The organism is Streptomyces sp. NPDC097617, from assembly GCF_044761485.1.
In the GTDB taxonomy this organism is placed as follows: domain Bacteria; phylum Actinomycetota; class Actinomycetes; order Streptomycetales; family Streptomycetaceae; genus Streptomyces.
Genome location: NZ_JBIWCL010000015.1, coordinates 94,446 through 106,013, shown reverse-complemented (window position 1 = coordinate 106,013; position 11,568 = coordinate 94,446). Strand labels below are relative to the sequence as shown.

The window sequence follows — 11,568 nt, the reverse complement described above, 5'->3', positions numbered from 1 at the left end:
GTCAGTGGCCTCCGTCGTCGGTGAGCAGGTGGAACAGGTCGTGCGGTGATTCCTCGCCCTCCCAGGTGCGGGCGAGGGCCCCCACGGTGGAGAGTTCGCCGAGCAGGACCCCGCCGACGAGGCGGTCGCCCCGCAGGACGACCTTCCGGTAGGTCCGGCGGGTGGCGTCGGCGAGGCGGACCACGTCGTCGCCGGGGAGGGCGGTGGTCTCGCCGAAGGCGGCGAGGTCCAGGGGCCGGTCCCCGTCGGCGGTGAGGGTGAGCCGGGTGAGGGCGCGGGTTCCCGTGTAGCGGGAGGCCTCGCCGGTGAGGACCGCCGCCAGGGCGTCGGCCTGCTCCAGGGCTGCGCCGGCCAGGCCGTACGCCCGGCCGTCGTGCTCGGCGCAGTCGCCGATGGCGTGGATGCGGGGGTCGCTGGTGCGCAGGTGGTCGTCGACCACGATGCCGGTGCGGGTCGTCAGCCCGGCGGCCCGGGCGAGGCCGATGCGGGGGCGTACGCCGCAGGCGAGGACGACGACATCGGCGTCGAGCCGGTAGCCGTCGGCGAGCTCGACCCCGGTGACCCGGCGAGGAGCACCCCCGCCCCGCCGCTTCCCGGACTCCGCCCGGACCCGGTCCTCAAGCGCCGGACGGGCTGAAGTACCCGGCGCCGCCGACGGGTCCGTCGTCAGCCCGCGGACCCGGCACTCCGTGTGGATCTCCACGCCCAGCCCGGTCAGGTGGTCGAGGAGCAACGCCGAGGCCTCCGCGTCGAGCTGCCGCTCCATCAGGCGCTCGCCCTGCTGCGCCAGCACCACCTGCGCGCCCCGCGCGGCGAGCGCACGGGCCGCCGAGACGCCGAGCAGGCCGCCGCCGATCACCACCGCCCGCACCCCGGGGCGCAGGGCCGCCGAGAGGGCGAGGCAGTCGTCCATCGTGCGGAAGGCGTGCACCCCGTCCGGCAGCGCCCGCCCCTCGGGCTCGAACAGCCCGCGCAGCGGCGGGAGCACCGCGTTCGAACCCGTGGCCAGCACCAGCGTGTCGTACCGGGCCACCGTGCCGTCGTCGCAGTGCACGGCCCGCTCCGCGCGGTCCACGCGCACCGCCCTGATCCCCCGCCGCAACGCCGGGCCGGGTGCCGGGAGAGCGGTCACCTCCGGCGCGTACCGGCCCGCGAGGACCTCGGCGAGCAGCACCCGGTTGTAGGGCGCGCGGGCCTCCTCGCCGAGGACGGTCACGGCCGCGGCCGGGCCGAGCCGCTGCGCGAGCCGCAGGCCCGCGAGGCCGCCGCCGATCACCACCACACGCTGGTCCGAGGTCATGCCATGAGCGTGCGCGGCCGCTGTTTCCCCACGGCATCGCCTCTGTTACCCGGACGGAACGCCGACCTCAGCGTCCGGGTTAAGGGTCGGTGAGGCCTTCCTCAAGGCCGCCTTAAGGGTCGTCGGGGCCGCCGTCCGGGCCCTTAGCGTGCTCCGTATGCGAGATGCGGCGGTGCGGGTGAGGGGCGGGATGCTGGCCGGTGCGGGGGTGGTGGTCCTGCTCTGGGCGGCGCAGGTGCGGCCCTCGGCCCGGCCCGACGCGCTGTTCGCGACCGCCGGTCACCTGTGCGGCCTGCTCGCCGGCTACGGGGTGCTGGCGCTGCTCTTCCTGATGGCCCGGGTGCCGGCCGTGGAGCACGGGGTCGGTGCCGACCGCCTCGCCCGCTGGCACGCCTTCGGCGGCCGCTACGTCCTGCTGCTCATCTTCGGGCACGGGCTCTGCGCCCTGCTCGGATACGCCGTGCACGAGGGAATCGACGTGGTCTGCGCCGTCCGGGAGCTGCTCGGCTACCCCGCGCTCGCCGCCGCCGCGGCCGGGACCGTCCTCCTGGCCGCGGTCGGCGTGACCTCCGCCCGGGCGGTACGCCGCCGGGTGCCGCACGAAACCTGGCGCGGGGTGCACCTGCTCGTCTACCTCGCCGCCGCCCTCGCCTTCGGGCACCAGCTCGCCGGGCCCGATCTGGCCGCGGCCGCCTGGTTCTGGACGCTCGCCCACACCGTGGTCGCCGTGCTGCTGGTCTGGTACCGCGCCGTGGTTCCCGTACGGCAGGCCCTGAGGCACGCGCTGCGGGTGGCGGACGTCCGGGTCGAGGGGCCCGGGGTGGTCTCCGTCGTCATGTACGGGCAGCACCTGGCGGAGCTGGGCGCGGAGCCGGGCCAGTTCCTGCGCTGGCGGTTCCTCCAGCGGCGGCTGTGGCACACCGCCCTGCCTTTCTCGCTGTCCGCACCGGTCCGCGGGAACGCCCTGCGGATCACCGTCAAGGGGCTCGGTGGCCACTCCCGCCGGATCCGCCGACTGCGCCCCGGGACGCGGGTGCTGGCCACCGGGCCGTTCGGCGCGCTGACCGCCGCCCGGCGGACCCGGCCCAAGGTGCTGCTGATCGCGGGCGGGGTCGGGATCACCCCGATGCGGGCCCTGTTCGAGACGCTGCCCGGCGGTCCCGGGGACATCACCCTGCTCTACCGGGCCGGGGCCGAGGAGCAGCTGGTCCTGCGGTCCGAGCTGGAGGACATCGCCGCCGAGCGGCAGGCCGCTCTGCACTATCTGCTCGGGCCGTCCGGCGCGGCCTACGATCCGCTGGCCCCGCAGGCGCTGGCCGAACGGGTGCCGGACCTGGCTGAGCACGACGTGTATCTGTGCGGGCCGCCGGGGATGGCCGAGGCGACCCGGGCCGCGCTGCTGCGGGCCGGGGTGCCGGCCGGCCGTATCCACTGCGAGTGCTTCAGCTTCTGAGCCGCGCGCCCGCTGCCCGCGCTGCCGCGTCCCGCCCCCCCCCCGGCTCTCCCACGTTCCTTGCGTCCCCTGCTTCCCCCGCGTTCCCCGAGGAGTCACCGCCCCATGCGTCACCCGCTGCACGTCGCCCTCTCCGTACCCGTCGGCGCGGGGGCTCCGGCGACAAGGGCCCGGCACCGCAAGCCGGGCCGCCACTCGCCGGTGCGGGCCGGGCTCGCCGCGCTGGCCCGCATACCGCCCGCGAGGCGGCTGGCGGCGGGGCTGGGAGTGGTCAGTGTGCTGGCCGCGAGCGTGCTGACGGCGGCTGTGGATCCCGCGGCTCCGGTGGCCCCGGACCGGGTGCCGGCCCGGCAAACCTCAACCTTTGCACAACTTTCCGGGGATTGATGGTCACTGCACCCAACAGGTCCATAGGGTCGGGTCGTGCCTGACATATCAACGACCATGATCGTCGTCCTGTGCGTGGCCGCGGCCGCCGCCGGCTGGATCGACGCGGTGGTGGGCGGCGGCGGCCTGCTGCTCCTGCCCGCGCTCCTGCTCGGCCTGCCGAACGCCCACCCCGCCACCGTGCTCGGTACCAACAAGGCCGTGGCCATCGTCGGCACCGCCGGGGCGGCCGTCACGTACGTCCGCAAGGCCCCGGTGAACGTGAAGCTCGCCGTCCGCATCGGCCTGGCCGCGCTCGCCGGCTCGATGGGCGGCGCCGCGCTCGCGGGCGGCATCAGCAAGGACGCGCTCCGCCCGCTGATCATGGGGGTGCTCGTGGTCGTCGCGGCCGTCGTGATCTTCAAGCCGGGCTTCGGCACCGCACCCTCGACCGCACCCGTCAGCCGGCAGCGGGTGCTGCTCGCCATCGGGCTCGCGGGCCTCGGCATCGGTTTCTACGACGGCCTCATCGGGCCCGGTACCGGCACCTTCCTGGTACTCGCCCTCACCGCACTGCTCCACCTCGACCTGGTCACCGCCTCCGCCACTGCCAAGATCGTGAACTGCTGCACCAACGCCGGGGCGCTGGCGATGTTCGCCTACCAGGGCATGGTGCTGTGGCAGCTGGCCGCGCTGATGGCGGTGTTCAACCTGGCCGGCGGCATGATCGGCGCCAGGATGGCGCTCAAGAAGGGCAGCGGATTCGTGCGCGGCGTGCTGCTGACCGTGGTGGGCGCGCTGGTGGTCAAGCTGGGCCTGGAGCAGTGGGGCTGACCTTCCCGGAGGTCTAGTACGTTCCCGTGAGGTGCGCGAAGACGACGACGTTGCCGCGGTAGCCCGTGCGCGGCGAGAAACCGCCGCCGCAGGTGATCACCCGCAGCTCGGCGCGCGCCGAAGGCCCGTACACGCGGGTGTCGGGGAAGGCATGGGCGTCGTAGACCTCGACCGCGTGGACCGTGAACACCGCCGTACGGCCGTCCGCGCGCGGGATCTCGATGGAGGCCCCGCGGCGCAGGGCGCCCAGGTCGTAGAAGACCCCCGGCCCGGTGGCGTCGTCCACGTGCCCGGCGATGACGGCGGTGCCGGTGGCGCCCGGGGTGGTGCCGTCGCGGTACCAGCCGGCCAGGTCCCGCCGGTCGGGCGGCGGCACTTCGAGGCTGCCGTGCGCGTCGAGTCCGAGCCCGGTCAGCGGGGCGTCGACACGGATGGAGGGGATCCGGATCCGGCCCGGCGGCGATCCGGTCAGCGGGGCGATACCGGGGCCCACCGCACCCGCGGCGGTCAGGGACTCGGCGGGGGAGGGCAGCGGCGGTCCGACGGGTTCGCGGGATCCGCTGGTGACGAGCCAGATGCCGACGCACACGGCGAGCGCGACGAGGCCTCCGTGGCGGGCGGTGGGGGTGCGGGGGGCTCGGTTCGCCGGCGGCCGGGGGCGCGCTCCGGACCCGGGGTGGCCGCCGCGCGCGGGCCATGGCTGGTGGTCACGGCCCCGCGCGCCACCGAGATCGCCACCCATGCGTAACCCCCTCGGCTTTCGTTTCGGGGTGACTGGCCGTCGCCCGGCCCCGCGAACGGGGGGACCTCGCGGGGCGGGCGACGGGGGACGGTACCGGTCGGACCGCGGCCGGAGCCGCGGTGGGCGTCCGTCAGCTCCGCGTGCCGCTCGCCCGGCGACGCAGGAGCCAGGTACCGCCGACGGCGGCAGCGGCCAGTACGACCGCTCCCGCCGCGATCTTGGCGGGGTCGGTGGTGGTGGTCGTGCCACCGCCCACCCCGGTGTTGACGTGGCCCTGCGGGCCGCGTTCCGTGATGACCAGGTCGCCCGTGGCGAACTTGCCGTTCGCGCAGGTCGCGCCGATGCCGTAGGTGCCGGGGCGGGTGCCGTGGGCGATGTGGAACTGCCCCACGACCACCTCCTTGTGGGTGCCCGGTACCAGCTTGAACCGGCCTCCGCCAACTGTGCTGGCATCGCCGTCCGCATGGCTGCCGCTGCCGCAGGCGGTGGTGTTCACGGTGACGGTGGCGCCGGCGGAGGCGGACTTGGGCCACACCTCCAGCGGCGAGAAGTCCCCGGGCGCGAAGCCCACCATGCCGAGCTCGGCGGCGGCGACCGCGCCGGCGACCGGCCCGGCGAACGCGGCGGCGGTCAACGCGGTCGCGGTCAGCACGTGTGCGGTACGTCGGCGCATGGGGACTCTCCTGGAGACACGGGGTCGTGTTTCCGAGGAAACCCGGCCCGACCACCGCGCGCCTGCTGATGTCCCGTCAGGAATGCCCCCACCCGGACTCACCGGCGCGCCGTATCCGCAGGTCAGGCCCGCCCTTGCGGCCATCAGGGCCACCCGCGCCGTCCGGGTGATGGCGGCCATCGCCCGGCAGGCCGACAGGTCCACCCGCGGTCAGGCCGGCGGGGGTCCACCCACGTCAGGCCGGCGGGGGTCCACCCACGTCAGGCCGGCGGGGGTCCACCCACGTCAGGCCGGCGGGAGCGTCACCGTGGCCGAGGCGCCCTGCGGGGCCGGGTTCGCGAGCGTGACCCGGGCTCCGATGACCTGTGCCTGACCCAGGGCGATGGTCAGACCCAGCCCCGTGCCCTGGCCGCGTTCGGGCGCGCCGGTCAGGAACCGCTGCGGGCCTTCCCGCAGCAGCCGCTCCGGGAAACCGGGCCCCCGGTCGCGTACCGTCACGGTCGTCCCCGACACCGTCACCGTCACCGGATCCCCGCCGTGCCGCCGGGCATTGGCCAGCAGGTTCGCCAGGATCCGCTCCAGCCGCCGTACGTCGGTGCGCACCCGGGTCGGCGTCCGCCCGCCGAAGACCTCCGCGGCCACCCCCGACCGCCGGGCGATCGATTCCACCAGCGGCCCCAGCGGGTGGGCCTCCCACTGCGGCTCCTCCCGGTTCGCGTCGAGCCGGGCCACCTCCAGCAGGTCCTCCGTCAGTGTCCGCAGCGCCGCGACCCGGTCCCGCACCAGCTCCGTCGGCCGCCCCGGCGGCAGCAGTTCGGCAGCGGTGTGCAGACCCGTCAGCGGAGTCCGCAGCTCGTGCGCCACGTCCGCGGTGAACCGCTGCTCCGCCTCCAGCCGCTGCTGCAGACTGGCCGCCATCGTGTCGACCGCGGAGGACAGCGCGGCGACCTCGTCCCGGGTCCCCGGCACCCCCGACGGCCCGATTCGCGCGTCCAGTTCGCCGGCGCTGATCCGGCGGGCGGTCTCCGCCGCCGCTCGCAGATCGCGGCTCAGCCGGGAGGCCAGCAGCGCCCCGCCCAGCGCGGCGAGCGCCACGACCGAGGCCCCGTAGGCCACCAGCCGCCGGTCCAGCTCGGCGAGTTCGGCCCGCTCGCCGGCCAGCGAGTGGCGTACGGACAGCACATGGTTCCCGCCGATCGGCCGGGCGGCCCAGACCGCCGGGTCCGGGCCGGCGGTGTCCAGGTAGGTGCTGCGCTGCCCGGCGAGGGCTGCCGCCCGCAGTGGGCCCGGCAGCCGCGGGCAGTCGATCCCGGCGTCGGCCTCGCCGACCATGTCGTGGTCGAGCCGGCCCGTCAGCTCGTACACCCTGCGTACGCCGATCAGCTGGGCGGTCGCGTTCGTCCGGGCGGCGTCGCCGATCTGGCGGGCACGAGCCCCGTGGATCAGGATCCCGATGGCGACCGCGACGAGCGAGCAGCCGACGGCGAGCAGGATCGCGATCTTCCAGCGCAGTCCGAGGGCCTGGATCAGGCGCCGGCAGCGCAGCAGCAAGGGCCTCACGGTGCGCGCCGCCCGTCCCCGGCCGCGCAGCCGGGCGCCGGGGCCTCGTCCGGGTCGCAGCCGGGCCCGGCCTTGCGAAAGCGCCGCTCGTCGTTGACGACGGTCATCCGGTCGCCGCCCCAGTGGTAGCGGACGACCTGCTCGGAACCGTCGTCGGCGGCGATGCGGACCAGCAGGTCCGTGCCGATCGCGTCGGCCGCCAGCTGCCGGCCGATGGTGAACAGGACGGAGACGATGCGGCCGTTGACCACCGAGTAGACGCTCAGGGCCGAGCGGCCGGTGGCGGTGTCGGCGGCCATGATCAGGTCCGGCTGCCCGTCCCCCGTCAGGTCCCGGTGCACGGGCGGGCGCAGACCCGCCCGGCCCGGCGCCTCGATGGAGTCCTTGCCGAGGTACGGCCGCATCCGCGGGTCGGCCCGCGCCACCTCCACCGGTTCCACGCCGTCCAGCCCCCGCGCCCCCACCTCCGGCGCGTTCTTGAGCGGTGTCGGCGCGGGCTCCTGGCGGCCCACCGCCGCCCCGGGCGCCGAGGTCCAGGCGGGCCAGAGCGGTTCGGGACGGGGCTGGGCCGACACGGGGGGCGCGGGTGTCGTGGCCCCGAGCCCGCCGGGCGCGGAGCAGCCGCCGACGGCGAGCGCGCAGGCGCACAGCAGGGCGGCGGGGAAGCGGCGGGACGCATGTGTCATGGACGCAGAACCGTGAGGTCGAAGGGGGTGTGGGCTGACGCTAGTCGGCCCGGGTCACGGCCGCCGGGAGGTTGTGTAACAGCGGTGCGTACGGTGGTGGGGCGCGGGAAAATCGGGACTTTCGGCCCGGCCCCCCGCGCACCGCCGCGCCATATCCGAGGGAGGGCCCCGTGACATCGGTCGAACGGCTACCGGACCCGATCGATCCGCTCCCGTTCTTCGTCTACGGGACCCTGCGCCCGGGCGAGGTCAACCACGACCTCTTCCTGCGCGGCCGCACCGCTTCGGAGGAGCCCGCCACCCTCCCGGACGCGGCGCTCTACGACGGCCCCGGATACCCGTACGCCGTCCACCGCCCCGGTACCGCGATCGTGGGCGAGCTGATCACGGCGGCGCCCGGTGCGTACGGGAAGCTGCTCGCCGCGCTGGACCAGCTGGAGGAGTACGGGGGCCCGGGCCGCCCGGGGAACATCTACGACCGGATCGCCCGCCCGGCGCTGCGCCCCGACGGCACCGGGGTCCGCGCCTGGGTCTATCTGGCAGCCCCGCTGATAGCCCGCGACCTGCGCGAATCGGGCACGGAGATCCCGGGAGGCGACTGGTTCAGGCGCCGGTAACGGCGGCTACAGCCCTTCGGCGCCGCGGTTGCGCAGCCGCTGCCCGTACTGCTGGAGCACCCACAGCTCCTCCTGGACGGCGGCGAGTTGCTCCGGCGAGGCCTGCGGGCCCAGCCGCGACAGCGTGCCCTGGATCTCGTGGACCCGGCGGTCGACGGCGCGCAGCCGCACCTGGACCAGCTGGACCCCCGCGTAGATCTCGTCCACCGTCTTCGCGTGGATGGCCTCGACCGCCAGCTCCGTGACGAGCGCGCGGACGGTGTCGTTCGGGGCCGCCCCGCGGACCTGGGCCAGATAGTCGTCCGTGCCGAGCGAGGCGCCGCCCGCGTCCAGGATCGCCTGGCGCACGGCCGCGTAGGGCGGGGCGGTGAACTCGTCCATCCCGTACGCGTCGAAGGCGGGCGAGACCAGGGCCGGCCGCTGGAGGGCGAGCTTCAGCAGCTCGCGCTCGGTGCGGTGGGCCGGGCTGCGCAGATTCAGCGCGGGACCCCCGGCCGGCTGGGCGGTGGGCGCGGGCGCGGCCTCGTAGGAGGACGGGCGGCCCCGCCGGCGGTCCCCGCCGCGGCCGCCCTGCGGTCCGTCGCCGCCCTGGCCGCGCTCGCGGGCCCAGCGGGCCAGCTGCGCGACCCGCTTGACCACGAACTGCTCGTCGCGGATGCCCAGCATGCCCGCGAGCTGGACCGCGGACTCGTGCTGGATCGCGATGTTCTTGATGTTGGCGACGACGGGCGCGGCCTCGTCCAGCGCGGCCGCCCGGCCCGCCGGGTTCTCCAGGTTGTGCCGGGCCACGATGTGCCGCAGGGCGAACTCGAACAGCGGCGTACGGGCCTCCACCAGGCCGGACACGGCCGCGTCGCCCTGCGCGAGGCGCAGGTCGCAGGGGTCCATCCCGCCCGGGGCGATGGTGATCGAGGTCTCCGCGGCGAACTTCTGGTCGTCCTCGAAGGCCCGCAGCGCCGCCTTCTGGCCCGCCGCGTCGCCGTCGAAGGTGAAGATCACTTCGGCGGTGGCGTTGTCCATCAGCAAGCGGCGCAGGATCTTGATGTGGTCCCCGCCGAAGGCCGTGCCACAGGTCGCGATCGCGGTGGTGACCCCGGCCATGTGGCAGGCCATCACGTCCGTGTAGCCCTCGACCACCACGGCCCGGGAGGTCTTCGCGATCTCCTTCTTCGCCAGGTCGATGCCGTACAGCACCTGGGACTTCTTGTAGATGGCCGTCTCGGGGGTGTTCAGGTACTTCGGCCCGTTGTCGTCGTCGCGCAGCCTGCGCGCACCGAAACCGACCACCTCGCCGCTGATGTCGCGGATCGGCCACATCAGGCGGCCGCGGAAGCGGTCGATCGGCTTGCCGCTGCGGCTGTCCTGGGCGAGTCCGGAGGTGATCAGCTCCTTGTCGGTGAAGCCCTTGCCGCGCAGGAAGCGGGTCAGGTGGTCCCACCCGGCCGGGCTGTAGCCCACGCTGAAGTGCTCGGCCGCCCCCTGGTCGAAGCCGCGCTCCGCCAGGAACTTGCGGCCGATCTCCGCCTCGGGGCCGCCCAGCTGGTCGACGTAGAACTGGGCGGCGGCCTTGTGCGCCTCGACCAGCCGGATCCGCTCACCGCGGCCGCTGGTGCCAGCGGTGTAGCCGCCCTCCTCGTACCGCAGGGTGATGTTGGCCAGGCCGGCCAGGCGCTCGACCGCCTCCGAGAAGGAGAGGTGGTCGATCTTCATGACGAAGTCGAGGGTGTCCCCGCCCGCCTGGCAGCCGAAGCAGTGGTAGAGCCCCTTGCTGGGGCTGACCTGGAAGGAAGGGGACTTCTCGTCGTGGAAGGGGCAGAGGCCCTTGAGGTTGCCGCCGCCCGCGTTGCGCAGTTGGAGGTAGTCGGAGATCACGGCGTCGATCGGGACCGCGTCCCGTACCGCCTTCACATCGTCGTCGTTGATCCGTCCTGCCACCCGTGAAGTCTACGGCCGGGCGGAGGCAAACCCGTCAGGCCCCCTGGGACCGCACCAGGGCATCGAGCGGAACGGACGGGTCCGCCAGCGCCTCGCGGTTGACCGGGGCCTTTGACCTGATCAGAGCCTGGATGTGCTCGGCGACGTCCCACACGTTCACGTTCATCCCGGCCAGCACCCTCCCCTCCGAGAGCCAGAACGCGACGAACTCGCGCTTGCCCACGTCCCCGCGGATCAGCACCTGGTCGTAGCCGCCGGGCGGGGCGTACCCCGAGTACTCCAGGCCCATGTCGTACTGGTCCGAGAAGAAGTACGGCACCCGGTCGTAGCCGACCTCCTGCCCCAGCATCGCCCGGGCGGCGGCCGGGCCGCCGTTCAGCGCGTTGGCCCAGTGCTCCACCCGCAGCCGGGTCCCGAGCATCGGGTGGTGCGCCGCGGCCACGTCCCCGACCGCGTACACGTCCGGGTCGGAGGTGCGCAGGGACGAGTCCACCGCGATCCCGCCGCCGTGCTCCCGGTCCACCAGGGCGAGCCCGGCGGTCTCGGCGAGCCCGGTCCGCGGTGCGGCCCCGATCGCGGCGAGCACCGCGTGCGCCGGGTGCTCCTCCCCGTCGTCCGTACGGGCCGCCAGCACCATGCCGTCGTGGCCGACGATCTCGGTCAGCCGCGCCCCGAAGTGGAACCGCACCCCGTGATCGGCGTGCAGGTCCGCGAAGAGCCGGCCGATCTCCGGACCGAGGACGGCGTGCAGCGGCGTGGCCTGCGACTCGACGACGGTGACCTCCGCGCCGTAGCCGCGGGCCGCGGCCGCCACCTCCAGGCCGATCCACCCGGCGCCCGCGATCAGCAGGTGACCGTTGTCCCGGCCGAGCCCGGCCAGGACGCCCTTCAGCCGTTCCGCGTGGGCGAGGCGCCGCAGGTGGTGCACCCCGACCAGACCGGTGCCGGGAACGTCCAGGCGGCGCGGCTCGGCGCCGGTGGCCAGCAGCAGCTTGTCGTAGTGCAGGACCGTGCCGTCGCCGAGAACCACCTTCTTCGCGTCCCGGTCGAGGTGCACCGCCGGCTGGCCGAGGTGCAGCTCGACGTCGGCGGCCGCGTACCAGGACGGCTCGTGGACGAAGACGCTCTCCCGGTCCTCCTTGCCCGTCAGGTAGCCCTTGGACAGCGGGGGGCGTTCGTAGGGATGGTCGCGCTCGTCGCCGATCAGGATCACCCGCCCCGTGAACCCCTCGGACCTCAGCGTTTCGGCCGCCTTAGCCCCGGCGAGCCCTGCGCCGACGATGACGAATGTCCGGTGTGCGTCGACCACCTGATGCCTCCTCATAACCTCTCCGCCACATGCGACCACATGCGAGCGTCCCGCACCGAGCCTGCCGCGTGAAGGGGGAGTGGCTCGATCGGC

11 protein-coding genes are annotated in these 11,568 nt (G+C 74.7%); 4 read left to right on the top strand and 7 right to left on the bottom strand.

All coding sequences use genetic code 11. The annotated features are described in order from the left end of the window. Position 1: 1 nt before the first annotated feature. The gene (locus ACIQZO_RS23710; protein WP_403629285.1) at positions 2-1,300 is read right to left on the bottom strand and encodes an NAD(P)/FAD-dependent oxidoreductase; all 1,299 of its coding nucleotides are present in this window, start codon (positions 1,298-1,300) and stop codon (positions 2-4) included. Between the two features lie 157 nt (positions 1,301-1,457). On the opposite strand from ACIQZO_RS23710, the gene ACIQZO_RS23705 reads away from it, so the two are divergent. From ACIQZO_RS23705 to ACIQZO_RS23695, 3 genes are all read left to right on the top strand, one after another. Then, on the top strand, positions 1,458-2,753 hold the full coding sequence (locus ACIQZO_RS23705; protein ID WP_403629283.1) for a ferric reductase-like transmembrane domain-containing protein: 1,296 nt from the start codon (positions 1,458-1,460) through the stop codon (positions 2,751-2,753). Positions 2,754-2,858: 105 nt separating this feature from the next. Continuing rightward, a complete protein-coding gene (locus ACIQZO_RS23700; RefSeq protein WP_403629281.1) occupies positions 2,859-3,140 on the top strand; it encodes a hypothetical protein in 282 nt (93 codons plus the stop codon). Between the two features lie 36 nt (positions 3,141-3,176). Further along, positions 3,177-3,953, top strand: coding sequence for a sulfite exporter TauE/SafE family protein (locus ACIQZO_RS23695; protein ID WP_403629278.1), 777 nt, complete (start codon positions 3,177-3,179; stop codon positions 3,951-3,953). A 13-nt stretch (positions 3,954-3,966) separates the two neighbouring features. Here ACIQZO_RS23695 and ACIQZO_RS23690 read toward each other — a convergent pair whose 3' ends face one another. The 4 genes from ACIQZO_RS23690 to ACIQZO_RS23675 form a co-directional block, all read right to left on the bottom strand. Beyond that, positions 3,967-4,695 carry a class F sortase gene (locus ACIQZO_RS23690; protein WP_403629276.1) on the bottom strand — a complete coding sequence of 243 codons (729 nt, stop codon included), beginning with the start codon at positions 4,693-4,695 and terminating at the stop codon, positions 3,967-3,969. Positions 4,696-4,825: 130 nt separating this feature from the next. Next, positions 4,826-5,368, bottom strand: coding sequence for a hypothetical protein (locus tag ACIQZO_RS23685; protein ID WP_403629274.1), 543 nt, complete (start codon positions 5,366-5,368; stop codon positions 4,826-4,828). A 285-nt stretch (positions 5,369-5,653) separates the two neighbouring features. Further along, on the bottom strand, positions 5,654-6,919 hold the full coding sequence (locus ACIQZO_RS23680) for an ATP-binding protein (protein WP_403629272.1): 1,266 nt from the start codon (positions 6,917-6,919) through the stop codon (positions 5,654-5,656). A 5-nt stretch (positions 6,920-6,924) separates the two neighbouring features. After that, the gene (locus tag ACIQZO_RS23675) at positions 6,925-7,614 is read right to left on the bottom strand and encodes a hypothetical protein (RefSeq protein ID WP_403629270.1); all 690 of its coding nucleotides are present in this window, start codon (positions 7,612-7,614) and stop codon (positions 6,925-6,927) included. Positions 7,615-7,784: 170 nt separating this feature from the next. Here ACIQZO_RS23675 and ACIQZO_RS23670 point away from each other — a divergent pair, with 170 nt between their 5' ends. Beyond that, complete coding sequence (locus tag ACIQZO_RS23670) at positions 7,785-8,231, top strand: gamma-glutamylcyclotransferase family protein (RefSeq protein WP_403629267.1); 447 nt, start codon at positions 7,785-7,787, stop codon at positions 8,229-8,231. 6 nt (positions 8,232-8,237) lie between these two features. On the opposite strand, the gene dnaG is transcribed toward ACIQZO_RS23670, so the two are convergent. Together dnaG and ACIQZO_RS23660 are read right to left on the bottom strand one after the other, a co-directional pair. Beyond that, on the bottom strand, positions 8,238-10,166 hold the full coding sequence (gene dnaG / locus ACIQZO_RS23665; protein WP_403629265.1) for a DNA primase: 1,929 nt from the start codon (positions 10,164-10,166) through the stop codon (positions 8,238-8,240). Between the two features lie 34 nt (positions 10,167-10,200). Further along, a complete protein-coding gene (locus tag ACIQZO_RS23660; RefSeq protein ID WP_403629262.1) occupies positions 10,201-11,475 on the bottom strand; it encodes an NAD(P)/FAD-dependent oxidoreductase in 1,275 nt (424 codons plus the stop codon). Between the last annotated feature and the right edge of the window lie 93 nt (positions 11,476-11,568).

What these genes read in the sequence shown, in the direction of transcription:
- ACIQZO_RS23690 (WP_403629276.1), bottom strand. Translation starts at nt 4,695, where the DNA reads ATGGGTGGCGATCTCGGTGGCGCGCGGGGCCGTGACCACCAGCCATGG.
- ACIQZO_RS23705 (WP_403629283.1), top strand. Translation starts at nt 1,458, where the DNA reads ATGCGAGATGCGGCGGTGCGGGTGAGGGGCGGGATGCTGGCCGGTGCG.
- ACIQZO_RS23710 (WP_403629285.1), bottom strand. Translation starts at nt 1,300, where the DNA reads ATGACCTCGGACCAGCGTGTGGTGGTGATCGGCGGCGGCCTCGCGGGC.
- ACIQZO_RS23700 (WP_403629281.1), top strand. Translation starts at nt 2,859, where the DNA reads ATGCGTCACCCGCTGCACGTCGCCCTCTCCGTACCCGTCGGCGCGGGG.
- ACIQZO_RS23675 (WP_403629270.1), bottom strand. Translation starts at nt 7,614, where the DNA reads ATGACACATGCGTCCCGCCGCTTCCCCGCCGCCCTGCTGTGCGCCTGC.
- ACIQZO_RS23685 (WP_403629274.1), bottom strand. Translation starts at nt 5,368, where the DNA reads ATGCGCCGACGTACCGCACACGTGCTGACCGCGACCGCGTTGACCGCC.